The organism is Vreelandella sp. L-25, from assembly GCF_056857535.1.
Window position 1 is genome coordinate 1 of sequence record NZ_JBSXNH010000082.1, and the last position, 25,337, is coordinate 25,337.

Consider the following 25,337-nt stretch of genomic DNA (forward strand, 5'->3'; position numbering starts at 1 on the left):
CAGTCTTTGGGCTTCCGGCCCGCCATACAGTTATCGAGAGCCCTCCGGGGAGGCTTCTGCTCGTACACATCAGAGAGTGGTCAACTATCCACTCGTGACAGGTTCAGCCCTTCAGCTCTTGGTTAGAGAGCCTAATATGGCCTCTGCTGACTCCTGTTCGCCCATCCCGACACCTCACGGTGTCGGTAGCCAGTGGCAGGCGAACAGGCCTCCCAGGGTAAGGCGCGCGACCTTCCTCCCATCTACCCGCCGCATCTACTTCCACATCTTCTGGATAGCTATTGGGCTTCGAGTTTCATGGCCCTCTCGCCCAGATGTGGCTGCCTCATATGCGGTTCCTGTTCGTCGGGCCAGGAGTTTGCCTACAGCTTCCTTCAGATTCCGCCTCACGACGAACACCCTTGCTGTTCAGCTAACGGTTCCCGCTATCAGGGTCCGTAGGGGACTTTCACCCCCAAGTCATCCAGCCAACCACCACGGCGGACCGGATAGCGCCTAATTGGCGCTGCGCGCCATGCCTGGCGCACCACAAAAAAGCCCAGCAGAGTTATCTGCAGGGCTTTTGCGACGCTAGCTTAAAGTATCTGAATGATGCTTTAGCGGTAATAAGCGTTTGTCGTGTCGGTATGGTCAGTCACGTCACGGATGCCTGCCAGTTCGGGGATGCGATCCATTAGCGTCTTCTCTACGCCATCTTTAAGCGTGAGATCCACCGCTGCGCACCCCTGACAACCGCCGCCGAACGCTAGAATCGCCACGCGGTCTTCTGTCAGCTCGACGAGCTTAATCTCGCCACCGTGAGCCGCCAATCCAGGATTGATTTCACTGTAGAGCGTATAGTTGATACGGTCTTCCAGCGGGCTGTCTGCATTCACCTTGGGCATTTTAGCGTTGGGTGCTTTAATCGTCAGCTGTCCACCCATACGGTCGGCGTTAAAGTCGACAACCGCTTCCTCTAAAAACGCCAAGCTGTTTTTGTCGAGAAATACACCAATTTTCTCAAGCTCAAGCTTAACGTCGGTGGGCTCTTCTTCCCCAGGACGGCAATAGGCTAAGCAGGTTTCTGCATAGGGCGTACCGGGCTGAGTAATGAAGATACGGACAGCGATGCCTTCAACGTTCTGCTTTTCCAGCAGTTCCGCTAAGTAGTCTTGTGCGCTGTCGGTAATGTTAATGCCGGGCGCTTCGATAGTCGTGGTCATAAGGGATGTTATCCTCCCGTGGTAGTGGCAGTGCCACTTCACATGTCATTTATGCCTATGGTAAGCAAAACCGCGTGCCGACACAATCCCGAGTGTTTTAGTCGGCTATTGCTCTCGCCTATGAGTGCGGCTAATAAGGATGCTGCAATAACTTCACGCCCACGCTTGCTGCCCTATGGGGCGCCCTTTGGTATGATAGCCGCCGCTCAACTAATGACGACGACGATAAAAATATCCTTTCTGACTGAGACGCTGGAGATTTCCCCCTGCCATGGCTGCTAGTGATTTGACTGCTTCCCTCACCCAACGCCTTGCCCAACGCATCCTGATTCTGGATGGCGGCATGGGCACCATGCTGCAGAATGCTCAGCTCAGCGAGGATGATTTCCGCGGTGAACGCTTCCGCGATTGGCCGTCGGATTTAAAAGGTAACAATGACCTACTAGCGCTGACCTGCCCGGATGTCGTCGCTCGTATTCACCGCGATTATCTGGAAGCTGGCGCGGATATCCTGGAAACCAACACGTTTAACAGCACCCGGTTATCCCAGGCCGATTACGGCATGGAAGACCTGGTGCCCGAGCTTAACCGCGAATCGGCACGCTTGGCACGCGAAGTGTGCGATGCGGTTGCCGCCGAGACCGATATTCCACGTTACGTGGCCGGGGTGCTAGGCCCAACGTCACGCACGGCATCACTCTCTCCAGACGTTAACGACCCTGCAAAACGTAACGTGACGTTTGATGCGCTGCGCGAAAACTACTACGAAGCGGCCAGTGCCCTGATCGAAGGCGGCGCTGACCTGATCATGATCGAAACGATCTTTGATACGCTTAACGCTAAAGCCGCTATCTATGCGCTTGAAGAGCTGTTTGAGGATCTTGGCCGCCGCCTGCCGGTGATGATCTCCGGCACGATTACCGATGCCTCCGGGCGCACGCTTTCCGGGCAAACCACAGAAGCCTTCTGGAACTCCGTGCGTCATGCCAACCCGCTCTCCGTGGGCTTGAACTGCGCGCTGGGTGCTGAAGAACTCCGCCCCTATTTAGAAGAGCTCTCCACCAAAGCCGATACGTTTGTGTCTGCTCACCCCAATGCGGGCTTGCCTAATGAGTTTGGTGAGTACGACCAAACGCCTGAAGAGATGGCCGCCATCGTCAGCGAGTTTGCCCAGAGTGGTTTAGTCAACATTATTGGTGGCTGCTGCGGGTCAACGCCTGAACATATCCGTGCCATTGCCGATGCCGTGCGCTCTATGGCGCCCCGCAAAATACCCGAGCGCAGCAAAGCGTGCCGCCTGTCAGGTCTTGAGCCGTTTAATATCGAAGCCGACTCCCTGTTTGTTAACGTTGGTGAACGTACCAACGTGACTGGGTCGGCACGTTTTAAGCGCTTGATCGTTGAAGAAGATTTCACCACGGCGCTGGAAGTGGCCCTAGAGCAGGTTGAGAACGGCGCGCAAATTATCGACATCAACATGGATGAGGGCATGTTGGAGTCGAAGGAAGCCATGGTGCGCTTCCTAAATCTGATTGCAGGCGAGCCGGACATTGCCCGCGTGCCTATCATGATCGACTCCTCAAAGTGGGACATCATCGAAGCGGGCCTGAAGTGCGTTCAGGGCAAGGCAGTGGTCAACTCGATCTCGCTCAAGGAGGGGGAAGCCGCCTTCCGCGAACAGGCCACCAAGTGCCGTCGTTTTGGCGCCGCCATTGTCGTCATGGCGTTCGACGAAGAGGGCCAGGCCGATACGTTTGCGCGCAAGACCGAGATCTGCGAGCGCGCCTACCGGCTGCTCGTCGACGAGATAGGCTTCCCGCCGGAAGACATCATTTTCGATCCCAACATCTTTGCCATTGCCACGGGTATTGAAGAGCACAACAACTACGCCGTCGATTTTATCGAAGCCACCCAGTGGATTCGTGAGCACCTGCCCCATGCCATGATTTCCGGCGGTGTTTCCAACGTGTCGTTCTCGTTCCGGGGTAACAACCCTGTTCGCGAAGCGATCCATTCGGTGTTCCTCTACCACGCCATTCGTGCCGGACTCACCATGGGTATCGTCAATGCGGGCCAGCTCGCGGTCTACGACGACCTGCCCGCCGAGCTGCGTGAAGCGGTAGAAGACGTCGTGCTCAACCGCCGCAGCGATGGCACCGAACGCCTTCTCGATATTGCCGACAAGTATAAAGGCGATGGCAGCGGTGCCGCCAAGAAGGAGGATCTGGAGTGGCGCAACTGGCCGGTTAACAAGCGGATTGAGCACGCACTGGTCAAAGGCATCACCGCCTACATCGAAGAGGATACGGAAGAAGCACGTGCCCAGGCAGCCCGCCCCATCGAGGTGATCGAAGGCCCGCTGATGGACGGCATGAACGTGGTGGGCGACCTGTTTGGCGCTGGCAAAATGTTTCTGCCCCAGGTGGTCAAGTCGGCTCGCGTTATGAAACAGGCCGTGGCCTACCTGATTCCCTATATCGAAGCGGAAAAGAGCGAAGACACCCAGGCCAAAGGCAAAATTGTCATGGCTACCGTCAAGGGTGATGTACACGACATCGGTAAAAATATCGTCGGTGTCGTGCTGCAGTGTAATAACTACGAAGTGATTGACCTTGGCGTGATGGTGCCCACCGAAAAAATCCTCCAGGCAGCCATTGAACACAAAGCCGACATCATCGGCCTTTCCGGGCTGATCACCCCGTCGCTGGATGAGATGGTGCACGTGGCCAAAGAGATGCAGCGCCGCGGTATGAATCTGCCGCTGCTGATTGGCGGTGCCACCACCTCAAAAGCGCACACGGCAGTTAAAATCGAACCGCAGTACGAGCACCCCGTTATTTACGTGACGGATGCTTCCCGCGCGGTAGGCGTGGCCGGTAAGTTGCTGGCCCCCAATTTGAAATCTGCTTACGTGGCCGAGATTCGCGAAGAGTACGAAAAAGTACGCGAGCGTAACGCCAAGCGCCGCCCGAAAGCCGCCGACCTGGATTACACCCAGGCACGTAAACGGCGCTTTCGCACCGACTGGAATAGCCACACGCCGACGAAGCCGAACACACTTGGCCTGATGACGTTTGACGATTATGACCTTGAAGAGCTGGTAGAACGCATTGACTGGACGCCTTTCTTTATGAGCTGGCAGCTCACCGGGAAGTATCCAAAAATCCTCAATGACGAAGTGGTAGGTGAAGCCGCACAGAACCTATTTGCCGACGCCCAAGTGATGCTACGCAAACTGATTGATGAAAAGCGCGTGCAAGCGCGCGGCGTGATTGGTTTATGGCCCGCTAACAGCGTGGATGACGATGTCATCGAAGTTTACGCTGACGAAAGCCGCACCGAGGTAGTCGAGCGCTTACACCATATTCGCCAGCAAACCACTAAAGGTCGAGATGGCATCTGCTACAGCCTAGCCGACTTTATTGCTCCTAAAGAGAGCGGCAAAGCGGACTGGATTGGGGGCTTTGCGGTGACCACCGGGCATGGCGTGGATGAACTCTCCAAGGCCTACGAGGCCGCCGGTGACGATTACAACGCCATCATGGTACAGGCGCTGACCGATCGGCTAGCCGAAGCCTTTGCCGAGCGCATGCACGAGCGGGTGCGTAAAGAGTTTTGGGGCTACGTGCCCGAAGAGGCGCTGGATAACGATGCGCTGATTGCCGAGAAATATCAGGGTATTCGCCCTGCCCCCGGCTATCCTGCGTGCCCTGACCATACTGAAAAAGCGACGTTGTTCCGCCTGTTAAACGCCACGGAGAATACTGGCCTGACGCTCACGGAAAACTTTGCCATGTGGCCAGCGGCCGCCGTGTCGGGCTGGTACTTTGCGCACCCCCAGTCGAAGTACTTCTCTACCGGCAAAATTACTCGCGACCAAGTCGAAGCGCTGGCTGAGCGTAAGCAGATGCCGCTGGAGGAGATGGAGCGCTGGCTATCGCCGATACTCTCTTACGACCCTAGCTAAACCAGTCTAGCGTATGTCGCCGGTGGTTCGTCGTCAGGGAAAGGTCATGCGCTTGGCCTTCCCCATTATGTTGGGCATGCTCTCCCAGAGCGTGCTCAACCTTATTGATGCTGCTCTGGTAAGTCACTTAGGCCAGGAAGCACTGGCGGGGGTCGGTATCGGCGGCTATGCCATGTTTATGATGACGGCACTGGTTTTCGGGCTCTCCTCCAGCGTGCAGTCGCAAACCGCCCATGCTTCAGGTGCTGAAAAAGCCTGCACTGCCCAGCCGCTTCGAGCTGGCTTAATGATTAGCTTAGCCATTGGCCTGCCGCTCTCTTGCCTTGCTTGGTGGCAAACGCCCGCCCTCATTCAACTAATGGCACCTTCGGATGCAGTGACTCAGATCGCCCTTGAGTACTTCCGCTGGCGCGTTGTAGCGCTCACGGTGATTGCACTGACTCTTTGCCTGCGCGGCTACTGGAATGGATTGCAACAAACGCACCTTTATCTGCGTATTATCGTGTTCGTGCATGTTGTGAACGTCGCCCTCAGCGCGGCGCTGATTTACGGTATTGGGGGGTTACCAGCATTAGGTGTGAACGGCGCCGCTATCGGCACCACTCTGTCGCTTCTGCTCGGGTTATTCATCTGGGCTGTCATTACGTGGCGGCAAAGCCCCCCGCTTACTCGCCTCTTACCTTCATGGCATGGCGTGAAGGTTACTCTGAAGCTCGCGCTTCCCCACTCGTTACAGCAGTTATGGTTTGCCGCAGGCTACATGGTGCTGTTTTGGCTGCTGGGCCAGTTGGGTACATCCAGCGTGGCCGTGGGCCATGTGCTGGTGAATTTATCTCTCTTACTGATTTTGCCAGGGGTCGGCGTTGGCGTGGCCGCCATGAGCCTTGTAGGCGAGGCCCTAGGCCGTGACGATCAGCAGGCCGCCCACCGCTGGGGCATTGACGCGTTAAGTGTTGCCGGTATGCTGCTGACTGTTTTAGCGTTACCCATGCTTGTTATGCCCGAGCCCATTTTAAGCATCTTCTTTACCGATGAGTCGCTGGTGCAGTTGGGGAGACTGCCGCTGCAAATCACCGGCTTGATGATTGTGCTTGATGCTGCCGCACTGGTGCTGGCGCAGGCATTGATGGGCGCAGGTGCCCAGCGTACCGCCATGCTGCTGACGCTGGGCATGCAGTGGCTACTCTTTTTGCCGCTGGCCTGGTGGGTGGGCATTTGGCTTGGCTATGGCCTTGTAGGTGTATGGTTGACGCAGCTCTTTTACCGGCTACTCAACTCCAGCAGCTTTTTGTGGGTATGGCAGCGACGCCGCTGGCTAGCCCACGGCTTTAAAATTGACGCTTCTAAATAGCATTTAACGATAAAAAGATAATTATATATTCTTTTGTAGAATATGACGCCCGCGTTAAGGTGACGGTACATTACCGTCCGTCTCGACGTGACCATTTCGCTTTTAGCAGGATCGTGCCCCATGTACCGTTATGATATTCACGACCAAACGCTGGTTGACGAGCGCGTAGCTCAGTTCCGCGATCAGATGGAACGCTACCAAGCTGGACGTTTGGGAGAAGAAGAGTTTCGCCCGCTACGGCTGCAAAACGGCCTGTATATTCAAAAGCACGCGCCGATGCTGCGCATTGCCATCCCATACGGGATGCTAGCAGGCGCCCAACTGCGTGCACTGGCCGATATCACCCGCCGCTACGACCGCGGCTACGGTCATTTTACGACGCGCCAAAACCTGCAGCTCAACTGGCCTGCGCTGGAAGACGTGCCAGATATCTTAGCTGAGCTGGCCAAAGTACAGATGCACGCTATTCAAACCAGCGGCAACTGTATTCGTAACACCACTAGCGACCAGTTTGCTGGTATTGCCAACGATGAAGTGGAAGACCCACGCCCCTGGTGCGAGCTTATTCGTCAGTGGTCTACCCTGCATCCGGAATTCGCCTATCTGCCACGCAAATTCAAAATTGCCGTGAGCGGTGCTGCCCAAGATCGCGCGGCTATTCAAGTGCACGATATTGGCCTGCGCCTGTGGCGCAACGATGACGGCGAGCTGCGCATTAAAGTGCTGGCCGGTGGTGGTCTGGGCCGCACGCCCATGATTGGCGATGTGGTGCGCGAAGACCTGCCCTGGCAGCACCTGCTGACGTATCTTGAAGCCTGCGTACGGGTTTACAACCAGTTCGGCCGCCGGGACAACAAGTTCAAGGCGCGCATTAAGATATTGGTGAAAGCGCTAGGCATTGAAGAATTCCGCCGCCGGGTTGATGAAGAGTGGGCCTACCTGAAAGATGGCCCGCAGACCCTTAACCAAGCAGCGGTCGAGGCAGCCAAGGTGCACTTCCCTGAACCCGAGCGTCGCCCGGTAGCAGCGAGCGCCACGGAAGATTTCGACAAGCTACGCAGTGAAAACCGCAGCTTTGCGCGCTTTGTGACCAATAACGTGACCGACCACAAAGTGCCGGGCTACAAAGCCGTCACGCTGTCGCTGAAGCGCCGTGAGCACGCACCGGGGGATGTCACCGCTGACCAGATGGAAGCCGTTGCTGATTTGGCTGACCGCTACAGCTTTGGTGAAGTGCGTGTTACTCACGAGCAGAACTTGGTGCTATCAGATGTGCCGGTTGACGAGCTAGAAGCGCTGTGGAAAGAGCTGGACGCGCTCGGCATGGCCAACCCCACGGTTGGCACGCTGAACGACATTATCTGCTGCCCCGGTGGCGACTACTGCGCCCTTGCCAATGCGGTCTCTATTCCAATTGCCCAGGCGCTTCAAGAGCGGTTTGAAGACTTAGACTTCCTTTACGACCTTGGCCCGCTGGACCTGAACATTTCAGGCTGCATGAACGCCTGTGGTCACCACCACGTCGGCCACATTGGTATTTTGGGGGTCGATAAGAAAGGCGAAGAGTACTACCAAATCTCGATTGGCGGTAACTCCACCGATGATGCCTCACTGGGTAAAATCTTGGGCCCCTCTTTCTTCCGTGAAGACGTGCCGGGCGTGGTTGAGAAAGTGCTGGAAGTCTACGTGGCCGAGCGTCACGAAGATGAGCGTTTCTTGGATACTTATCGCCGCATTGGCCTAAAACCCTTTAAGGAGCGTGTTTATGCCCAGCAATGACACCCAAACCGAAGTGGTTGAACAACCCCCGGTTCATGTAGATCATTTAATTGAAAACGGTGAGCTGGCCGCTGAAAATGCCTGGTGTGTCTCATACGATGCCGAGGCGCTACCCGAGCAGCGCCCTGCGTTTGTTCCACTGGCGCTATGGCAGGCGAACCAGGACGACAACGAACTCGCCCCTCTGCTCACGAGTGACACTGAACTCACTACCGAGCTTGGCAGCACGTTGAAAGGCGCTTCTGCCATTGCCGTAGACTTTCCTGCATTCACCGATGGTCGCGGCTACACCATCGCTCGCCTGCTGCGCGAGCGTTATGGCTATACAGGCGAAATTCGTGCGGTTGGCGATGTGCTGGTGGATCAGTTGGATTACATGCGCCGCTGTGGTTTCTCCACCATGGCACTGCGTGATGACCAGCATCCAGAGGATGCCCTTCGCGCTCTGAACGCCTTTAGCGTACGTTACCAAACCGACGTTGAAGAGCGCCAAGCGCTATTTGAAAAGCGTTTAACGGCTAGCCATTAAACCGCTCTACTGCACTACAAACGCCGACAGGGGGCCAGCCCTTGTCGGCGTTTTTGCGTTTAACCACGCCGTTTCTGCTGGCGCTCGCGATTATTGGCTTTGGCGCGATCACTTTTACGCAGCATCACCCAGGTTGCGCCTAATCCCCCTTCGGAGGGCTGAGCCGATACATAGGCTTGCACCTCATCAAACTGAGTGAGCCACTTGGCAATATAAGAGCGCAGTACGTTGGCCGGGCTATCCAGCTCCCGCCCACGGCCGTGAACGACTAATACCGAGCGCAGGTCGTGCGCATAGGCCTCTTGGATGAAGGGAAACAGCATTCGCCGGCACTCTGCCAGCGGGCGCCGTAGCATGTGTAGTTGCGCCTGCACACTGTAGCCACCGTGCTTTAATTTATCGACGACCCCTTGTTGAATGCCCTCTCGGCGAAACTCAATAGGATCAAACGGGGGCAGCAGATCAACAAAGTCGTCCGATAAAAAATTACGCTCATCTAAGCGCTCTGCAGCGCTTTCACGTCTGGCCAGCTGGGCTTCTGAGGGCCGCTGACGTTGGGGGCCTGTGTCTGCACGGTTACGCTGGGGAAGTGGCTTCACATCGCCAACGAGTGCGCGGAAATCCATCTCATCACGAAGTGACTGGCTCATAACAGGCTCCTCCGATAGGGTCCGATGCTTAGTCTAATGCCTAAGCGACGATGCTTATCGTAGCAAAATCACCGACACTGCTTAAGACTTGTCTTACGGCGGTCAGTTCTTCACCCTAGATAGCCATTCGTTGCCTAGGACATCAGCATGATTTGGTTAAAGCAGTTAGTGGTAGTCTCGCTACTCTGCCTAATGGGAGTGGCCACTTGGCTATGGTTGACCATGCTTAGCCCATGGTTCTACGAACGCCCGGAAGAGCTGCCGGACATCGAACAGCGCACGCACCAGGTCTTTGTTTATGGCACGCTACGTTACTTGCCCATTCGATGGGTGGTGATGGGCACCTCAGGCTCGCCTAAGCCTGCGCGCCTAGACGGATTTGAACGCCAAGGGCTGGATCTTTCCCGCAACGCAGACAGTCATGTCGATGGCCTACTGCTGACCGTTTCGCCCGAGGCCTTGCAGCGGCTGGACCGCTACGAGCGGCTGGGCATTCGCTATGAACGCGTTGAACAGACACTCGCGGATGGTAGTACTGCCTGGGTATACGTGCGACTCCCCATGGTAAGTGAACTCGACATCCACCCTCCTGCCCACCGGATAGCTCTGGTAACATACGACTAGTTTTTTGTGGCCGTAGAGTCCCACCGACGGTCGCCCCCTCTACTGTTTAGGACACGCCATGAGTGAAGCCACGCCGTACGTATTAATTCTGTATTACTCCCGTTCAGGAGCCACTGCAGACATGGCACGCCAACTAGCTGCGGGCGTTGAAAGCATCCCTGGTATTGAGGCGCGCTTGCGCACCGTGCCAGCTGTGTCGCCAACCTGTGAAGCGGTGGATCCAGAGATCCCAGAGGAAGGGGCTGTTTATGCAGACCTGGATGACTTGCGCCACTGCAGCGCGCTAGCGTTAGGTAGTCCGACGCGGTTTGGCAATATGGCAGCACCGTTAAAGTATTTTCTCGACACCACCAGTAGCCTCTGGATGAACGGTGCGTTAATTGATAAACCCGCCAGCGCCTTCACCTCCACGTCCAGCTTGCATGGCGGCCAAGAAAGCACGCTATTGACGATGCTGGTACCGCTACTCCATCACGGCATGGTGTATGCGGGCATTCCCTACAGTGAAACCGAGCTGCTGAACACTCAGCACGGCGGCACGCCTTACGGGGCTAGCCATGTGGCAGGGGCGCGCAGTGATCGCCCGGTAGACGAGCACGAACGGGCTCTGTGCAAGGCACAAGGTAAACGGCTCGCGAAACTAGCGCTGGCAATGCACAAGATGCGCCTGGAGGAAACACCATGAGGCAGTGGTTAGAGGGGCTTGAGGAGAAACACGGGCTCGATAAATTAACTCGACAAGCTCGACAGTTAGTGATCATCAGCTTTGTGCTGCTACTACTACTGGTGATTTATCGTGGCTTCTTTGTACAGGGCGATACGTTTAACTGGCGGCCAGTCGTGGCGTTTGTGCTTCCACTGGTGCTGTTCTTGCCGTCTATTATTGGCCAGAGAGCTCGTGGGCACGCTTGGCTTGCGTTCGTCAGCCTGCTCTACTTCACCCAAGGCGTTATGTTAGCCACGCTACCGGGGCAAGGTATGCGTGGCGTTCTGGAGGCCTTAGTCGCCCTGGCGCTGTTTGCGGGCTGCATGGGCTATGCGCGCTTTCGTAGCCGCCAGCAGCGCCTTAACGGCTAATAAAACCAGAGCCAGCCACTCACGCCTGCTGCTACCAGCAACGCGCCAATCGCATAGCGCTTTTGTGCCCGGTAAGCGGCAGGCTTTTCATCGGCTGGCACGTTTGAAAAATGCTTCACACCCGTCAGCATAGCGGGCACTAAGCGTTCGCCCTGCAGGGTATGCCAAACCAAACCCACCAGATGTAAACCAATCAATATCAGCAACAGGTCGCTATTCAACGAATGCAGCCGGGCTAGAACATCACCTACTGCAGGGCCCAAAAGCCCATAAAGCGGCGCCTGAAAGAAAATATCGTCGCTCAGAAATAGTCCGCTGAGCGCTTGAAAACCCAGTGACACTAGTAGTAGCACCACCATCCACCCGCCTACCGGGTTATGGCTTGCATAGTGCGGTGCACGCCGTGTCATCAGCGCTTTGGCGTACTCGGCTGTCTTCTTCGGGCCGTATAAAAAAGTGCTAAACCGAGCGTAGGGCGAGCCTACCAACCCCCAAATAAAACGAAATACCAACAGGCCAATAATGATGTAGCCTGATTGAGCATGCACTTCGATAGGAAATAAAAACGGCTGCCCCGTGGTTTTGGTGGTGTAAAACGAAATCACCACCGCCGCCAACAGGGACCAGTGAAACAAACGAATTAACTTATCCCATACGGCTATGCGTGTCGTGCAACTCTGCATCAAGCTATCCTCTAACGTCATACTGGTAGAGTTTCTCATTTATTGCTGTTTTCTCATAGAACGATTCAGCGCGCCTGCTAACTCTTTGCTACTGCTCTTATCGTTTGCAACCACAAACTGAACAACACTTGAGCTTTATCGGTAGACCAGCGAACATGACAATAATGCAACTTATCACTGCAAGGGAGCTTCACCGATGACACGAAAAATTGCCGACGTCAGGCGTGACTATGAGGGTGGGCGTTTAGAAGAAGCGCAAACCCCAGATAACCCGTTTGTCATGTTTGATGAGTGGTTCAGCTTAGCGCTGGAAAGCGAAGGCAAGGATGGCAATGCCATGACCCTCGCCACGGTGGACAGCCAGGGTCGTCCTCATGCACGCGTTGTGCTGCTTAAGGGATTCGATGAGCAGGGCATGGTGTTTTTCACCAACTACCATAGCTATAAAGGTAGCGAGTTAAACAACGTGCCTTATGCTGCCTTGACGTTCTGGTGGCCCTCCTTATCACGCCAAGTACGCATCGAAGGCCCAGTGGAGCAAGTGTCTGCAGAAGAGTCAGACGAGTATTTTGCCAGCCGCCCGCGCGGCAGCCAGTTAGGGGCTTGGATCGCGACCCAAAGCGTGGTCATTCCAGATCGCAACTGGATTGAGGAGCGTCAAAAGCGCTTTGAACAGGCTTACGAAGGCCAGGATATTCCGCGCCCTATCCATTGGGGCGGCTACCGAGTAAATCCTGAAATGATCGAGTTTTGGCAAGGGCAACCCAGTCGTTTGCACGACCGCCTGCGCTATGAGCGCCGTGATGGCGGTGAGTGGAGCCGGTTCCGTTTAGCGCCCTAATCATCTAGCGCGACATGTCATTCAACAAATGGCCTGCCGGTATTCCAGCAGGCCATTTGTTTGAGCGTGGCTTAGGCTTAATCCGGCAGGCTCTCCAAGCGGTGCCGTTGCCACTCGCTGTCGGGTTCGTTTAGCCGTAACACTGCATCAATCACCTGCTCTTCCATGTTGTACCGACAGCGGAAGCCAAGGTGCTTCATCAGTGCCCGCATCGGGTGGTTATCCACCATGATCTTGCCGATCATTTCGAGCGTGCCGATGCTGGTGCAGTAGTCGATCATCTTCTTCATCAGCAGGCTGCCAATGCCCAGCCCCTGAAGATCATCCCGAATGATAATAGAGAACTCAGTGCGGATATTGTCTGGATCATTCCAAACCCTCACCACTCCCAGCATCTCCTTACTGCCATCATCGTGCTGATGCTCGGCAATAAATGCCATTTGCCGGTCATAGTTGATATGCGACAGGATGGAGAGGTCCCGCTGGGTAAGGTTCGACTTGTTGTGGAAGTAGCGAAAACGAATGCTCTCTTCCGATAGCTGGCGGTGGAAGGTAGTAATGAGCGGAGCATCCTCGGCGCGAATAGGCCGCACCTCCACCTGCCAGCCGTTATTGAGTGTGACCCACTCTCTGAGCTCTTCCGGGTAAGGCATGATCGCAAAGCGTGCGGGGTGCCCCAAATCCATCGCAAAATCGACTGCCAGCATGCCGTCACGGTTTAGCAGCAGCGGGTTGAGCTCCAAACCACGCAGATCCGTCAGGTCAGAGGCCATTTGTGACAGCTTAACCAGCAGTTGGCAAAGGTGCTGAATATCTCGCTCGGGGTCGGCAGAGTGCTCACGAATCAATGACGCCGCATGAGTGCGGCCCACTACATCTGAGGCGAGGCTCATATTGAGCGGCGGCAGCGCCACTTGGCGGTCGGCAAGTACGTTAACCTTGTAACCGCCAATACCGAAGACGATCAGCGGCCCAAACACGGGGTCCCGCGTGATGCCTGCACAAATTTGCATAGAGTGTTTGCCACGCTGCATGGGCTGTAAGCAGTACTCACGAATGGCGTGTTCGGGAAATTTCTCTTGTACTTTATCGCCTAACCGCCGCACGCCCTCAGCGACTTGCTCCGGCGTTTCCAAGTCTTGCAGCAGCCCAGCGGAAATTTTATGCGGGTGCTTGCGATAGCGATAAGGCCGGCAGTTACCCTCATGAACCACTTTCAGCGCCTTGGGCCCCGGAAAGCGCTCGGCGACCACCAAAGCCTCTTCTGGCGAGTGCACATAGGCGCTGGTGGCGGTAGGAATGCCGTAAGCCTCCAACACTTGCGCGGTTTCAGAGTGGGTGAGTGTCTGCCTGCCCTGCTCTTTTGCCTGCTTGATCAGTGCCCGGCATTCTGCACGTATTTCCGGGCTGGTAGAAAACGGCAGGCTGGGGGGGATTTCATGCAGCAGCGCCTGCACACGCTGGTAATCCACCATGTGCATAAACGCCTTCACTGCCTTTTCAGGCGAGGTATAGGTAGGAATCCCTGCCAGGTTGCAGACATGGCGAGCATTTAGCGCTTCTTTCAAGCCCATCCAGCTAGTGAGTAAATTACGCTTAAAGGTTTTACGCTGATCGATCAGCGCCTGAGCGGTGACCTGGGAAGGCGCTAACCTCGTGGGGGCATGCACTACCAGCACGGCATCCACATTAGGGTCAGCGGTGACGATTTGCAGCGCCTCCACAAAGCGCTCTGGCGTCGCGTTACCGCCTAAGTCCACAGGGTTTTCACCCGGCTTACTCATATCCACTTGGCTTTTATGCAGCGCCGCCTGGGTGTCTGAGCTGAACTCAGCGAGCTTGCCACCCGCGCTAATCAGCTTATCGATGGCCAGCATGGCAGGCCCAAGCCCGTTGGAAACAATCGCCAAACGGTCGCCGTGTAGTGGCTTCATGCGTGATAGCGTTTCCAGCGCATCGAGCATTTCATCCGAATCGTTTACCCGAACCACGCCCGCACGGGCGAAAGCAGCATCGAACACTACGTCGCGATTGGCGATTCCCGGTGTAGGGGGCATGCTGGAAATATCCGACTGCGGCGTGCGGCCACTTTTGATCGCCACCACCAAACGGTTACGGGAAGCATCCCGTACGGAGGTCATAAAGTGCTGGGCATCCGTTACCCGCTCCAGATGCAATAAGATGGCCTGAGCAGGGGAAAACTGGTTCACATAGTCGATCAAATCAGGCAACAGCACATCAACGCTGTCCCCCACGGTAATCAAATGGGAAAAGCCCACATCGCGGCCCGCTGCCCAGTCGATCATCGCGTTGGCCAGCATCCCTGACTGGCCTAGGTAGGCGACCCTGCCGGCTTTAACCGGCTGGCTGGCGTAGGAGGCATTGAGCTTTTTGCCGGGCACAATCAGCCCCATACACTCCGGACCAAGCACACGAATGCCTGACTCCCGGGCAGCTTGCAGCATGCGTTGGCGAATAGAGCCTTTATTGTCCTCATCACGGTCAAGGTAGGCTCCACCAGAGAGCACCAAAGCGGCTTTTACGCCAAACTTTCCGAGCTTTTTAATCAGTTTGGGGACGCCTTCAATAGGCGAACACACTACTGCAAGGTCTGGCACTTCCGGCAGCTCATCAACCGTACGCACACAGTCAACGCCAAACACCGTCTCGTAGCCCTTGAGGTTCACGGCCCAGAGCTTACCTCTAAAACCACCCTCTTGAAGGTTGCCCAAAACCAAACCACCCAAGGACTCAGGCTTTTCAGAGGCACCGAACACGGCCGCCGAACGAGGTTCGAAAAAATGATGCAAAAAACGTGTGCTCACGAATGTGCCTCCCCTGGAGTGAATGACTACTGTGTACGACTTATTGACACTGTCGCGCAAGCCCCCGTGGCGATTAAGGTTGCTTTATTGTTATCGGAGCGCTTGCATGATTACTGCCTACCTTACCCACCCCGACTGCGCATTGCACCACATGGGGCCAGAACACCCTGAAAGCCCACTGCGGCTGGAGGCAATTCGTGCGCGCCTATCACTCTCTGGGCTATTGCAACAAACCATGCAAGCCGATGCGAAAGAAGCCTACGATGAGGCCTTGGCAAGAGTACACCCCCTTCGCCACCTAAATGCGCTGGAAAAGTGCCTTCCCAAAGAGGGAATTGTCACGCTGGACAGCGACACTATGATGAACCCAGATAGCCTAAAAGCCGCCCGAGTGGCCGCTGGCGCAGTCGTTCGTGGTGTAGATCAGGTTTTCAAGCGTCAAGCAGATAACGTTTTTTGCGCCGTTCGTCCGCCTGGGCACCATGCAGAAGCTGCGGATGCGATGGGCTTCTGCTTTTACAACAATATTGCCGTGGGAGCCGCTCACGCAAAGGCCAAATACGGCGCTAAGCGCATCGCCATTCTCGATTTTGATGTGCATCAATGTAACGGCACTATCGATATTTTTAAAAATGACCCCGAAGTACTGATTTGCACTAGCTTTCAATACCCCTTCTACCCGTGGCGTTACCTGCGCAGCGAATGGCAGAACGTAGTGAACACGCCGCTAGAAGTAGGCACGGCAAGCCAGGAGTACCGTCGCGTGATAGAGCATCAGTGGCTGCCCGCACTGCACGCGTTCAAACCCGATCTCGTGATGCTATCGGCAGGCTTTGACGCACATAAAGATGACCCTATGGGCGACATCTGCCTAGAGGATGAAGATTTCTACTGGGTAACACACTTGGCTATGGAAATCGCGGCGCTCTACGCCGATAACAGAGTCGTGTCTGTGTTGGAGGGTGGCTACAACCCCACGTCATTGGCTAGCGGTGCCGAAGCACACCTGAAAGCGCTCTTGGGCCTGCCCTTCACCAATGTTCCCTAGCCGCACCCGCGGTTAGGGAGCTGTGGTACTATGCAGCCACCATGTTGGCCTCCATTCTACGTGACCGTTATGACCGCCACTTCTGAAGAGCACGCAGCGCTGCGCATCGCGTCAGGGCGCAAACCTTTTGTCGAGCCGTTGCGCCTGGGCGAGCGCCTCAAGCAAATTCGCCTTGCCAATCAGTGGACGTTGGAAGATGTGAGCCAGCGCACCGGCATTGCTCGCTCCACGCTCTCCAAAATCGAGAACGATCAGGTGTCGCCGACGTTTAGCGTGGTGCAGAAACTGATTAGTGGTCTCAATATCGACCTGCCCCAGCTCTTTACGCCACCCAAACGCGAACGCTACACCATGGGTAGGCGCGATCTCACGCGGAAAGGAAAAGGGCAGTTGCACCCTACTCCCACCTACGAGCATGAGCTGCTGGGCCATCAGCTTGCGCAAAAGCGCATGATTCCGTTTAAAACCATCGTACGGGCGCGTAGTTTCGAAGAGTATCACCAGTGGGTGCGTCACGATGGCGAAGAGTTTTTGATGGTGCTGCACGGCGACATCATGCTTTATACAGAATTCTATGCGCCGCTGGTACTGGCCGAGGGCGACAGCATCTACTTCGATAGTGACATGGGCCACGCCCTAGTCTCTACCAGCCAAGACGATGCTGTCGTGCTATCGGTGTGTACCCGAGGGGATCTGGTTTAGCGCTAAGGTTGCTTATTACAAGCAGTTCGTCGGCTTCGGCAACCCAGCAATACGAGCCAAACGTTTCGGCGGGCTGCCGGGAAATAGGCTCATTAAATAGACCGAGCGCCCTTTTTCCTCACCTAATGCTTGCTTGGTGGCTTTGACTAGCGGTCGCATCGCTGGTGCCATTTCATAGCGGGCATAAAAATCCCGCACCACGCGAATGAGCTCCCAGTGCTCCTCTGTAAGTGTTAGCTCTTCATCCTTAGCTAACAAATCGGCAACCCCCTCGTCCCAGTCCCCTTGTTCTACTAAATAGCCCTCAGGGTTGAGTTTGATTTGTTTATTAGCATCAAGATAACGGTATAAATTTTCATCACTCATTGATTTAGTACCATGACAGAATCTTAGTATGCTGCTCAGTCAGTCCGACAAAGCCTTCCATATCCACCAGGATTGCTTGGCTATTGAGCGCAGCTCCGCTTAAGCCGCGAGAAGCCGCATCCTCTTTTAGCACACACACGCTCACATCAGCCGCCGCATCCCAACCTTGCCAATCAGCATGCAGTAACGCCTGCACGGCATCTTCAATCAGTAAAATACCATCGCCCTCCGCAACGATAGAGAGCATCTGCGCGGCCGCTTCGCTGTGCGGGGGCTTGTTCAGAATATGTAACATGTCGCTGCCCGTTTAAAAATTCATGACATAGGAGTGACGCTGTACCAATGCGGGTAAGGTATCGTCGGCCACCACCGTGGCCCCATCCACTAGTTGGGCTGCTTGCAAGTTCAACGCATCCAGCGCGCTTTGAGGTACTAGCAGCTGGTCGATATCATACATCTCCAGCATATCAATGGTCGGTAGCGTTGCCTTTTGTCCTGGCGCACCGGCTGCCTGCTCTTTGAGAAGCGCCAGCACTCCCTGGCCAAGAAACAATAGACTAACCGTTTGGCCAAAAGCCGCAGCGACCAGCGCTACATCTAGCCCTTCTCTCAAGGCATTGGAGCTATAGGGGGCATGGCGAATAATCACTAGCCGTTCGTGTTCATGACTCATTGGGCGCTCTCTCTAGGCAAATGTGATTAAACGGTCACAGCGCTGCTGAAGCGTCAGCAGTTGCCCTAACCCGGTTAACTCAAATGGCGCATCCAGATTAAAGTGCGCTTGCCCATGGCGTTTTGCCTCAGCTTCACTCATTACGCCACGGCGCAGCGCCGCCGCAATGCACACGTCCAGCGTCACTCCATGCTCATAATGCAGCGCTATCCAAGCGTCGCACATGTTGAGCTCATCCTGTGGAGGTGTCATTAAGCTGGAGGCGTTATGAATCCCTTCTTGATAGAAGAATACGCCTGCCACTTGATGGCCTCGGCTAATCACCGCTTTAGCAAAGCGCAGTGCCGAATGAGGTGCCGCACTTGTGTAGGGGGCACCCATGACTAATAAGCCGTACTCCATTGCATCATCTCGTGCCAATTCAACGAAAAAAAACAGACCCTACTGAGTAGGGTCTGTCATTGATATCACTTCGATCAAGTGATCGTGTTCTTACTACCCAATCAATCGTTGCTCATGATGCCCAGAATAGACAGCAGGCTGACGAACAGATTGTAGATAGAAACGTACAGCGTCACGGTAGCGAGGATGTAGTTGGTCTCGCCAGCACGGTGCACAATTTCACTGGTTTGATAGAGAATCGCTGCAGAAGCAAACAGCACGAAGCCTGCAGAAACCATCAGCGACAGCGCAGGAATGTTGAAGAAGATGCCTGCAACCATCGCCAGAATCAACACGATGGCACCTGCCATTAGGAAATTGCTGAGGAAGCTGAAATCTTTCTTCGTGGTCAACGCAACCGCAGAGAGGCCGATAAACGTCAGGCCGGTCATAGCCAGCGCATTCATAATCAGCGCACCGCCATTAGGCAGCGTAAGGTACGCAGAAATAATCGGGCCTAGGGTGAAACCCATGAAACCTGTGAACGCAAAAGTTGCCAGCAAACCAGCCGCAGAGTTGGCCGTTTTGTGAACCAGGAACATCAGGCCGTAAGCACCGATGAAGAATACAAAGATATTCATCTGCTGAATGCCCATCGCCACTGAGGCACCCGCGGTGACGGCAGAGAACAGCAGCGTCATTGCCAGCAGCGCGTATGTGTTGCGTAACACCTTATTGGCGCTCGCACTACTCACCGAACTGTGTGTTTGCGTTCTTGCCATATTCGAATCGTTAAAAGCCATGTATCTATGCTCCCTAGTAGTCATACTATCAACGGACAAGCATGCCGTTACCTAGTTCCAGACGCAAGTCTTTGTCTTCCACGCAATCCGCACGTTTTTACGCATCTCCTCTCGGCATGCTTTAACTCCCACATCGACTTGGACACTACAATGCGCTTTAAAATCCCCACTCCCCTCTCAGTAACGGGTATTTCTACACTTTCTGCCCTTACCTTTTCCACCTTATTACTTTCCACAACGGTCTATGGCTATACCCCTAGCGGCAAAGACATCACTTACGGCCTGAATGGCGAGAGTTTTGAAGGTTATTTGGTCTCCGCTGGAGAAGACGCTAAAGGCAGCGTGCTCATCGTGCCTCAGCGCTGAGTAGCTCGCCCCTCAAACGGCAACCGGCTGCCAGCCTTCTGGCGAATAGCGCTCAAGGCCGTTATCCCCCATCCGGGTGAGCCACAGCCAGCGGTGGTTGATTAAATCGGCCACTACCGGCTGGCGTTCAATAATCGCTTCGATGCGTTCTCTGGGCGCGTCGATCACCACGGTTAAGCGCAGCGGCTCGTGATGAAGCTTCTCGCCATCGCGCAGCGACTGCTCCGGCAGGCCAATGCGCAGTTGGGGCGAATTACCTTCAATAACACCCACATGGCCACCCACCACTGAATGCAGCAGCTTATTGCCCGCGCCGTACAGCCCAGGCACCACGGTAGACGCGTAGTACTGCAGGTTGATCCAACTGGCCACCAGCATCGGTGCCATCATCAGCCCTTCTAACACCTTGCCTTCTGGATCTTGCTCTGGGTGGTAGTCGTGCAAGAACGCGCGCCCTTCCAACGCTTTCCCTTGGGTACGCGCCCGTGGCGCTAAAATAAGCGCGGCGTTATTTACCAACCCCCACTCAGGTCGTGGTTGCGACCAGTCGGCACCGCGCGTAGCGAAGGTTTTCAGGCGCTCAATAGGGTCGGCGTCATCCACCCCCAGGTCAGGTGCCCGCTCTAGACGAGTAGCCTCACCCGCCACGTGTACACCGCTTTCAAATGCGGCCAGCGCGTCTTCTAGCGCTTCGGGCATCTGCTCATCCCGATAGACGTGCACGCGGTCGGTGAGCGTGCAGTGGGTGGCGGCCAATACGTGAAAAGGGCTGGGCAACGTCATACCTGCGTGTTGTACGGCCTGCTGTACTTCCGGGTCGTTCAGCAGCGCAGCGGCCACTCGCGCATTCATGCCGCCGCCCTGCCCGCCGCAGGCCCCGCAGGTCAGCCCGGCGTGATGCGGGTTGTTTTCGCTTTGGGAGTCGTGGCCCACCAGCACCAGCAGCGACGCCGTGGGGGTTCCCAGCAGCGTTAGCAGGTTTTTCGCCAGCGCTATTTTTTCATGGCGGGCAATTGGCTCGCCGTCGTAGGTGTGAAAAAGCCCGGCGGGCGCTTCGCACTGGGGCACGGTTGCCTGTTTACGCAGGCTGTCTTTGATCAGCTTCCAGCCCCAGGCAATGCCGGTTGTTTCCACCAGGGTGAAGGTTGAAAGCGGCGCGTACTTCGCGTGGCGCACGCTTTGGCGCTGGCTCTCTTTTTGATAGCGCTGAACGCCCCGCTGCTGCGGCTGCAAAGAGCCCACCCGATAAGCAGGTTTTAACAACCCCGGCACGCGGGGCTGGGCACGCTCAGGCCCTGTAGCCGCATCGGCCACCGGCATAGCGAAGAACCCCGCGACGCCTAATGTGGCAACGGTAGGGGTGGCCTGCTCTAAATGGCGACGGAACCGCTCAGAGCGTACATCGATACAGAACGCAGCCTGTACCTTGGGAGCGGAGGAAGACTCGGCACTCGGCGCGGCTAACGTTATGGCTAGCGCCCGCTGATAGCCCAGCTCATAGGCATGCTGCCAACACCACAGCGCCTCATGCGGAGAAGTAATGCCCGCATCGGCGGTTTGCCACTGGGCAAACCACTCGCTCTGTTGGATGCTGGTGAGCTGGTCAACGCCTATCCACTCCCATGCCAGTACCATGGCAGCCAGCTGGGTAATGCCCGCCTCTGCCTGCTGGTGGGCGGTATGCCAACCAATGCCTTGGCACCAGGAAGCCCAGCCGTTAATCCGTAACAACAGGGTGTGGGCCAGTACTTCAAACGCTTCTGGGGTGAGCGCCCAATCCTCAGCTATTTGCTCAACCGCTGCTGTGGGGTCATCTGGCAGAGCTTGTAACGCCTGGCGCTGCGCTTTAGGCCAGCGCAGATCGTGTTGTGCCGACGTTTTCCAGAAGTGATAAAGCGAAGGCACAAAACGGCTTGCCCAGCGCTGTTGATGGTGATCGAAGTAGCTCGCACAGCTCTCCGCCAGCGGTTCAAACCCGTCATGCCCTGCCAGGGAATCCCAGGCGCTGCGTAGCGGCGTTACCGGCTTTGGCGGTGTTGCCAAGTAGCTCACTAAGCTCTGCTCGCTATAGGCGTAGCCGCCTTGGCGCAGCACCTGCTGCAGGTCTTGCGGGGTAATCCGGCCCGATTCCCAAGCATTACGATAAAACTCGGCAGGCATGGTCATTGGCTGCCCGGCCCGGCGGCTGAGCGCGTGGCTCACCTGCTCAATGGGCTGATGTTTCAGGCCCCACCATGGGTTCACCGCAATCCACTGGTCCAGCGGCCACACCGGGGCAATGGCGTCGGTCGCGCGCATTAGCGCATCGCGATACTGCTCTGGCGACGGCACTGACGAATGGTGTGAGGATGTGTCTACGGCAATAGGCTGACTCATGACCACTCTCCTTTTAAACCAGGGGCAAGCGATGAAGGACGCGACCAGGCACGAATGGGGGCTACCGCATCCACCGCACGCTGAAACGGCAGTGCCAGGTAAAGCCCCTGGCTAAAGTGAACGCGCCAGCGGGCTACCCAGGCAGCCTGAGGGAACAGCGTGACGGCTCCAGCGGCCAACACTAGGCTTGCCAGCATCAGTGTCCCTAAAAGTCCTGCCGTGAGTGTTAAGGGCGTGTAGGCGCTGGGCAGTGCAGGTGCCAGCACGCTGTGTAGCAAGGCATACAACGGCACCAGGGCAAGCGCCATTCCTACCAGCGCTAAACGCTTGGGTTTGGCGGTGCCCACCGGCATGCCCAACAGCGTGCTGCCCACCGCCAAGCTAAGCAGTGCACCCAGCAGCGGATTATGGCTAACCAGCGAGGGCCACAGCATCAGTACCATCGCCGCGACAGCGGCCGCAGGCAGCGCAAGAGAAAGACGGTGACGCAGCGGTGCAAGCGGCAGGCGCTCACAGCGCGAGGCCCTCACGGTACGGCCAGACGCCAAGAAAGAGTGAGCTTTGTAAAGCGAGTGCGCCAACAGGTGAGCCAGCGCCAAGGTGTACGCCCCTACGCCAATTTCGAACAGCATAAAGCCCATTTGCGCGCAGGTAGACCACGCTAGAGCATGCTTGACGGAGGTTTGGGTCAGCATCGTCATCACCGCGACCAGTGCGGTAAAACCACCCACCGCAATGAGCAGGTAGTGGCCCAGCGTTAGGCCATCAAACACCGGGAACAAACGCAGCCACACAAAGCCCCCCAGGTTAATCACCCCCGCATGCAGCAGCGCGGAGACCGGCGTGGGCGCTTCCATCACTTTGATCAACCAGCCATGCATCGGCACCTGGGCGCATTTGCACAGTGCCGCGATGGCCAGCGCCACCGAGGCGGCCTCCACCTGCCAGCCGCTAGAGGACGCCGCAGCGGCCGCAAACAGCTCAGGTAGCTGAAAGGTACCGAAACGTGCATATAAAAGCACTACCGCTACAATCAGCGCCGCATCGCCTATACGGCTAACCACAAATTTTTGCCATGCCGCCCGTTGGGCTTCCACACGCTCAGGGTAGAGCGTTAATAAGTGGTGCAGCGCCACACTCACTCCCACCCAGGCAATCAGCATCACGACCAAGTGATGGGTAAAGACCAGCAGCATCACGCTTGCCAGCACCACCAAACACCAGGGCAAAAACCGACGCTCGCCACGGTCGCCCTTTAGGTAGTTCTCTGCAAAACGCAGCAGCACCGTGCCTAACAGGCTGATGAGTAGCGCCATCCACACGGCCAAGCCATCCGGATACAAGCCCAGCGGCTGAGCGGCTTCGGGCAAGCCGGTAGGTACACCCAGCGCATCCAGCACCAGTAGCCCGCCCACCGCTAGGCTCGCGACCAGCGCACTTGCCGTTAACCAGCGGCCTATTTGCCAAGCGCGCTTCAGCGATGCGGGCGTGCTGGCCCGTGCGCTGACGCCCGCCATCACTAACAGCGAAACCGGGACCAGTAACCACAGCGCTAGCAGTGATAGCACCGTTATGTTGATGAAATGTGGCATAGCCTTTCCCCTTCAGTCGTATGCCACAAACTATGCCCAGCTCGCCACCATATAAAAAATAGTTTATTTTTAAAGAATCGTTCTTTAAAACAGAACAAATAGCCAACACGCAGCCTGAGGCCCCTCTGCCATGAAGCTCAACTACCATCACCTTTACTATTTTTGGCAAGTGGCGAAATCAGGCCACCTGACCCGCACGGCCGAAGCGCTGCACGTGTCACAGTCGTCGCTTTCCCAGCAAATTCGTCAGTTAGAGGAGCGCCTAGGCCAAGCGCTGTTTATTCGCGAAGGGCGGCAGCTGCACCTTTCCGAAGCGGGCAGGATGGCGTTTGATTACGCGGAAATCATCTTCACCCAAGGCGAAGAGCTGAGCGCGCTGTTTGCTGAAGGCGGCCACGCCCATCGCGAAGTGGTGCGCGTCGGGGCAGTGGCCACGCTATCGCGCAACTTTCAGGAAGGATTTGTACGGCCGCTGCTGGGCCGAGACGACCTAGATTTGATACTGCAAAGCGGTGGTCTGGATGACCTGCTAAGGCGGCTTTCGGCCCACAAGCTAGACGTGGTGCTCTCTAACCAACCCGTGCGTGGCGATAGTGAACACCCCTGGCGCTCCCAGCGGTTAGCGCGCCAGCCGGTAAGTTTAATTGCAGCACCCCACCTCTCGCCGCCCCCTGCTTTTCCCAAAGGCTTAAACGGCCACGCGTTTATTCTGCCTGGGGTTGAAAACGCCACTCGCCACGCCTTCGACCAGCTGTGCAGCCACTACCGGCTAACGCCCAAGATTGCCGCCGAAGTCGACGACATGGCAATGATGCGCCTACTGGCGCGGGACACGCAGCACATTGCCGTTATGCCCCCCGTGGTAGTACGTGACGAGCTGCACAACGGCACGCTAAAAGATTACGGCGCGCTGCCCGGCGTATGGGAAGAATTCTACGCCATTACCATTCAACGCCGGTTTGAATCCCCCAGCCTAAAAGCGCTGCTCACTCGCTCTGGCGAATCGCTGCTTGATTAGCGCGTAGGCAAGCGCTCTACTTAGCCAACAAGCCCGCCACACCCCGCTCGGCGGCTTCAATAGCGCCGGCAAAAGACAACGGCGAAGCGGTTTTAAGGCGCTCCACTAGGGCGCGCTCTCGCTGCTCTATGCGCTCCATCTCTTTCATAGCTTCCCGCTTGCTGTGCAGCAAGAGCGACCCGCTGGCATACGAAAGGCTAGAAAGAAGGTCAGGAGGGGAACCGACTTTTCACCATAAAACTGGAAATATATCCAGCATGACTACCTGAGAATATCTCTCAAAAAAATGGTTAGAAAAAGTGGTTAGAATACAAAAAACCAAAGCCCGTAAGTCATTGACTTTACGGGCTTTTTCAATAATGGCGGAGGGACAGGGATTCGAACCCTGGATAGGCTATTAACCTATGCCGGTTTTCAAGACCGGTGCATTCAACCGCTCTGCCATCCCTCCGGCTTATGGGTGCGTATAATAACAGCTTCTCCT

The 25,337-nt window shown here is 56.1% G+C and carries 24 protein-coding genes and 1 tRNA gene; 12 read left to right on the forward strand and 13 right to left on the reverse strand.

Annotated features, from left to right (window positions below; translation table 11 throughout):
* Nucleotides 1–596: 596 nt before the first annotated feature.
* A complete protein-coding gene (gene nfuA, locus AC13CN_RS13635) occupies nucleotides 597–1,202 on the reverse strand; it encodes a Fe-S biogenesis protein NfuA (RefSeq protein ID WP_054645091.1) in 606 nt (201 codons plus the stop codon).
* Between the two features lie 271 nt (nucleotides 1,203–1,473).
* On the opposite strand from nfuA, the gene metH reads away from it, so the two are divergent.
* The 4 genes from metH (at nucleotide 1,474) to AC13CN_RS13655 (ending at nucleotide 8,828) form a co-directional block, all read left to right on the forward strand.
* Complete coding sequence (gene metH / locus AC13CN_RS13640) at nucleotides 1,474–5,169, forward strand: methionine synthase (protein ID WP_253557231.1); 3,696 nt, start codon at nucleotides 1,474–1,476, stop codon at nucleotides 5,167–5,169.
* A 13-nt stretch (nucleotides 5,170–5,182) separates the two neighbouring features.
* Nucleotides 5,183–6,520 (forward strand): MATE family efflux transporter, encoded by a 1,338-nt coding sequence (locus AC13CN_RS13645; protein WP_253557230.1) that lies wholly within the window; start codon nucleotides 5,183–5,185, stop codon nucleotides 6,518–6,520.
* Nucleotides 6,521–6,640: 120 nt separating this feature from the next.
* Entirely contained in the window at nucleotides 6,641–8,299 is a 1,659-nt protein-coding gene (locus AC13CN_RS13650; RefSeq protein WP_044629119.1) for a nitrite/sulfite reductase, read from the forward strand.
* Nucleotides 8,286–8,828, forward strand: coding sequence for a DUF934 domain-containing protein (locus AC13CN_RS13655; protein WP_054641139.1), 543 nt, complete (start codon nucleotides 8,286–8,288; stop codon nucleotides 8,826–8,828). The genes AC13CN_RS13650 and AC13CN_RS13655 overlap by 14 nt, the downstream gene beginning before the upstream one ends.
* A 59-nt stretch (nucleotides 8,829–8,887) precedes the next feature.
* Here AC13CN_RS13655 and smrA read toward each other — a convergent pair whose 3' ends face one another.
* Nucleotides 8,888–9,478 (reverse strand): DNA endonuclease SmrA, encoded by a 591-nt coding sequence (gene smrA / locus AC13CN_RS13660; protein WP_062361183.1) that lies wholly within the window; start codon nucleotides 9,476–9,478, stop codon nucleotides 8,888–8,890.
* 147 nt (nucleotides 9,479–9,625) lie between these two features.
* On the opposite strand from smrA, the gene AC13CN_RS13665 reads away from it, so the two are divergent.
* The 3 genes from AC13CN_RS13665 to AC13CN_RS13675 are packed head-to-tail and all read left to right on the forward strand — an operon-like array spanning nucleotide 9,626 to nucleotide 11,179.
* Nucleotides 9,626–10,102, forward strand: a complete 477-nt coding sequence (locus tag AC13CN_RS13665) for a gamma-glutamylcyclotransferase family protein (RefSeq protein WP_054641138.1) — start codon at nucleotides 9,626–9,628, stop codon at nucleotides 10,100–10,102.
* Between the two features lie 58 nt (nucleotides 10,103–10,160).
* Nucleotides 10,161–10,787, forward strand: coding sequence for an NAD(P)H:quinone oxidoreductase (gene wrbA / locus AC13CN_RS13670; RefSeq protein WP_054641137.1), 627 nt, complete (start codon nucleotides 10,161–10,163; stop codon nucleotides 10,785–10,787).
* Complete coding sequence (locus AC13CN_RS13675; RefSeq protein WP_044629124.1) at nucleotides 10,784–11,179, forward strand: DUF2069 domain-containing protein; 396 nt, start codon at nucleotides 10,784–10,786, stop codon at nucleotides 11,177–11,179. The genes wrbA and AC13CN_RS13675 overlap by 4 nt, the downstream gene beginning before the upstream one ends.
* On the opposite strand, the gene AC13CN_RS13680 is transcribed toward AC13CN_RS13675, so the two are convergent.
* Complete coding sequence (locus AC13CN_RS13680; RefSeq protein WP_054641140.1) at nucleotides 11,176–11,862, reverse strand: cytochrome b/b6 domain-containing protein; 687 nt, start codon at nucleotides 11,860–11,862, stop codon at nucleotides 11,176–11,178. The two genes, AC13CN_RS13675 and AC13CN_RS13680, sit on opposite strands and share 4 nt — an antisense overlap.
* 196 nt (nucleotides 11,863–12,058) lie before the next feature.
* On the opposite strand from AC13CN_RS13680, the gene pdxH reads away from it, so the two are divergent.
* Nucleotides 12,059–12,703: a pyridoxamine 5'-phosphate oxidase gene (gene pdxH / locus AC13CN_RS13685; RefSeq protein WP_044629125.1), complete on the forward strand. Its 645-nt coding sequence runs from the start codon at nucleotides 12,059–12,061 to the stop codon at nucleotides 12,701–12,703.
* 77 nt (nucleotides 12,704–12,780) lie between these two features.
* Here the strand turns inward: pdxH and AC13CN_RS13690 are convergent, their stop codons facing one another.
* Nucleotides 12,781–15,528 carry a bifunctional acetate--CoA ligase family protein/GNAT family N-acetyltransferase gene (locus AC13CN_RS13690; RefSeq protein ID WP_253557229.1) on the reverse strand — a complete coding sequence of 916 codons (2,748 nt, stop codon included), beginning with the start codon at nucleotides 15,526–15,528 and terminating at the stop codon, nucleotides 12,781–12,783.
* 106 nt (nucleotides 15,529–15,634) lie between these two features.
* Between AC13CN_RS13690 and AC13CN_RS13695 the strand changes: the two genes are divergently transcribed.
* The gene (locus tag AC13CN_RS13695) at nucleotides 15,635–16,576 is read left to right on the forward strand and encodes a histone deacetylase family protein (protein WP_044629127.1); all 942 of its coding nucleotides are present in this window, start codon (nucleotides 15,635–15,637) and stop codon (nucleotides 16,574–16,576) included.
* 69 nt (nucleotides 16,577–16,645) lie between these two features.
* On the forward strand, nucleotides 16,646–17,278 hold the full coding sequence (locus tag AC13CN_RS13700; RefSeq protein WP_044629172.1) for a helix-turn-helix domain-containing protein: 633 nt from the start codon (nucleotides 16,646–16,648) through the stop codon (nucleotides 17,276–17,278).
* A 15-nt stretch (nucleotides 17,279–17,293) separates the two neighbouring features.
* Here the strand turns inward: AC13CN_RS13700 and AC13CN_RS13705 are convergent, their stop codons facing one another.
* From AC13CN_RS13705 to AC13CN_RS13725, 5 genes are all read right to left on the reverse strand, one after another.
* Nucleotides 17,294–17,644: a TusE/DsrC/DsvC family sulfur relay protein gene (locus AC13CN_RS13705; RefSeq protein ID WP_054641136.1), complete on the reverse strand. Its 351-nt coding sequence runs from the start codon at nucleotides 17,642–17,644 to the stop codon at nucleotides 17,294–17,296.
* 4 nt (nucleotides 17,645–17,648) lie between these two features.
* A complete protein-coding gene (tusB, locus tag AC13CN_RS13710) occupies nucleotides 17,649–17,939 on the reverse strand; it encodes a sulfurtransferase complex subunit TusB (protein WP_054641135.1) in 291 nt (96 codons plus the stop codon).
* Between the two features lie 12 nt (nucleotides 17,940–17,951).
* Nucleotides 17,952–18,317, reverse strand: coding sequence for a sulfurtransferase TusC (locus tag AC13CN_RS13715; RefSeq protein WP_054641134.1), 366 nt, complete (start codon nucleotides 18,315–18,317; stop codon nucleotides 17,952–17,954).
* Between the two features lie 12 nt (nucleotides 18,318–18,329).
* Nucleotides 18,330–18,719: a sulfurtransferase complex subunit TusD gene (tusD, locus tag AC13CN_RS13720; RefSeq protein WP_054645090.1), complete on the reverse strand. Its 390-nt coding sequence runs from the start codon at nucleotides 18,717–18,719 to the stop codon at nucleotides 18,330–18,332.
* Between the two features lie 101 nt (nucleotides 18,720–18,820).
* Nucleotides 18,821–19,501 (reverse strand): Bax inhibitor-1/YccA family protein, encoded by a 681-nt coding sequence (locus tag AC13CN_RS13725; protein WP_054641133.1) that lies wholly within the window; start codon nucleotides 19,499–19,501, stop codon nucleotides 18,821–18,823.
* Nucleotides 19,502–19,651: 150 nt separating this feature from the next.
* On the opposite strand from AC13CN_RS13725, the gene AC13CN_RS13730 reads away from it, so the two are divergent.
* Nucleotides 19,652–19,867 carry a hypothetical protein gene (locus AC13CN_RS13730; RefSeq protein WP_044629133.1) on the forward strand — a complete coding sequence of 72 codons (216 nt, stop codon included), beginning with the start codon at nucleotides 19,652–19,654 and terminating at the stop codon, nucleotides 19,865–19,867.
* A 12-nt stretch (nucleotides 19,868–19,879) separates the two neighbouring features.
* Here AC13CN_RS13730 and AC13CN_RS13735 read toward each other — a convergent pair whose 3' ends face one another.
* Together AC13CN_RS13735 and AC13CN_RS13740 are read right to left on the reverse strand one after the other, a co-directional pair.
* Entirely contained in the window at nucleotides 19,880–22,243 is a 2,364-nt protein-coding gene (locus tag AC13CN_RS13735) for a putative inorganic carbon transporter subunit DabA (RefSeq protein WP_253557228.1), read from the reverse strand.
* A complete protein-coding gene (locus tag AC13CN_RS13740) occupies nucleotides 22,240–23,835 on the reverse strand; it encodes an NADH-quinone oxidoreductase subunit L (protein ID WP_063610146.1) in 1,596 nt (531 codons plus the stop codon). The genes AC13CN_RS13735 and AC13CN_RS13740 overlap by 4 nt, the downstream gene beginning before the upstream one ends.
* Before the next feature lie 130 nt (nucleotides 23,836–23,965).
* On the opposite strand from AC13CN_RS13740, the gene AC13CN_RS13745 reads away from it, so the two are divergent.
* Nucleotides 23,966–24,853: a LysR family transcriptional regulator gene (locus AC13CN_RS13745; protein WP_054645082.1), complete on the forward strand. Its 888-nt coding sequence runs from the start codon at nucleotides 23,966–23,968 to the stop codon at nucleotides 24,851–24,853.
* Between the two features lie 16 nt (nucleotides 24,854–24,869).
* On the opposite strand, the gene AC13CN_RS13750 is transcribed toward AC13CN_RS13745, so the two are convergent.
* Both AC13CN_RS13750 and AC13CN_RS13755 read right to left on the reverse strand, forming a co-directional pair.
* Nucleotides 24,870–25,001 carry a hypothetical protein gene (locus AC13CN_RS13750; protein WP_255319071.1) on the reverse strand — a complete coding sequence of 44 codons (132 nt, stop codon included), beginning with the start codon at nucleotides 24,999–25,001 and terminating at the stop codon, nucleotides 24,870–24,872.
* Between the two features lie 212 nt (nucleotides 25,002–25,213).
* Nucleotides 25,214–25,304: transfer RNA gene (locus tag AC13CN_RS13755), tRNA-Ser, on the reverse strand.
* Nucleotides 25,305–25,337 lie beyond the last annotated feature (33 nt).

Excerpts from the sequence above, each read along its gene's own strand:
- AC13CN_RS13675 (WP_044629124.1), top strand. The coding sequence starts at position 10,784 with ATGAGGCAGTGGTTAGAGGGGCTTGAGGAGAAACACGGGCTCGATAAA.
- AC13CN_RS13645 (WP_253557230.1), top strand. The coding sequence starts at position 5,183 with ATGTCGCCGGTGGTTCGTCGTCAGGGAAAGGTCATGCGCTTGGCCTTC.
- smrA (WP_062361183.1), bottom strand. The coding sequence starts at position 9,478 with ATGAGCCAGTCACTTCGTGATGAGATGGATTTCCGCGCACTCGTTGGC.
- AC13CN_RS13700 (WP_044629172.1), top strand. The coding sequence starts at position 16,646 with ATGACCGCCACTTCTGAAGAGCACGCAGCGCTGCGCATCGCGTCAGGG.
- nfuA (WP_054645091.1), bottom strand. The coding sequence starts at position 1,202 with ATGACCACGACTATCGAAGCGCCCGGCATTAACATTACCGACAGCGCA.
- AC13CN_RS13730 (WP_044629133.1), top strand. The coding sequence starts at position 19,652 with ATGCGCTTTAAAATCCCCACTCCCCTCTCAGTAACGGGTATTTCTACA.
- AC13CN_RS13740 (WP_063610146.1), bottom strand. The coding sequence starts at position 23,835 with ATGCCACATTTCATCAACATAACGGTGCTATCACTGCTAGCGCTGTGG.
- pdxH (WP_044629125.1), top strand. The coding sequence starts at position 12,059 with ATGACACGAAAAATTGCCGACGTCAGGCGTGACTATGAGGGTGGGCGT.
- AC13CN_RS13665 (WP_054641138.1), top strand. The coding sequence starts at position 9,626 with ATGATTTGGTTAAAGCAGTTAGTGGTAGTCTCGCTACTCTGCCTAATG.
- AC13CN_RS13695 (WP_044629127.1), top strand. The coding sequence starts at position 15,635 with ATGATTACTGCCTACCTTACCCACCCCGACTGCGCATTGCACCACATG.
- metH (WP_253557231.1), top strand. The coding sequence starts at position 1,474 with ATGGCTGCTAGTGATTTGACTGCTTCCCTCACCCAACGCCTTGCCCAA.
- AC13CN_RS13735 (WP_253557228.1), bottom strand. The coding sequence starts at position 22,243 with ATGAGTCAGCCTATTGCCGTAGACACATCCTCACACCATTCGTCAGTG.
- tusB (WP_054641135.1), bottom strand. The coding sequence starts at position 17,939 with ATGTTACATATTCTGAACAAGCCCCCGCACAGCGAAGCGGCCGCGCAG.
- AC13CN_RS13655 (WP_054641139.1), top strand. The coding sequence starts at position 8,286 with ATGCCCAGCAATGACACCCAAACCGAAGTGGTTGAACAACCCCCGGTT.
- tusD (WP_054645090.1), bottom strand. The coding sequence starts at position 18,719 with ATGGAGTACGGCTTATTAGTCATGGGTGCCCCCTACACAAGTGCGGCA.
- AC13CN_RS13650 (WP_044629119.1), top strand. The coding sequence starts at position 6,641 with ATGTACCGTTATGATATTCACGACCAAACGCTGGTTGACGAGCGCGTA.
- AC13CN_RS13705 (WP_054641136.1), bottom strand. The coding sequence starts at position 17,644 with ATGAGTGATGAAAATTTATACCGTTATCTTGATGCTAATAAACAAATC.
- wrbA (WP_054641137.1), top strand. The coding sequence starts at position 10,161 with ATGAGTGAAGCCACGCCGTACGTATTAATTCTGTATTACTCCCGTTCA.
- AC13CN_RS13715 (WP_054641134.1), bottom strand. The coding sequence starts at position 18,317 with ATGAGTCATGAACACGAACGGCTAGTGATTATTCGCCATGCCCCCTAT.
- AC13CN_RS13745 (WP_054645082.1), top strand. The coding sequence starts at position 23,966 with ATGAAGCTCAACTACCATCACCTTTACTATTTTTGGCAAGTGGCGAAA.
- AC13CN_RS13750 (WP_255319071.1), bottom strand. The coding sequence starts at position 25,001 with ATGAAAGAGATGGAGCGCATAGAGCAGCGAGAGCGCGCCCTAGTGGAG.
- AC13CN_RS13725 (WP_054641133.1), bottom strand. The coding sequence starts at position 19,501 with ATGGCTTTTAACGATTCGAATATGGCAAGAACGCAAACACACAGTTCG.
- AC13CN_RS13680 (WP_054641140.1), bottom strand. The coding sequence starts at position 11,862 with ATGCAGAGTTGCACGACACGCATAGCCGTATGGGATAAGTTAATTCGT.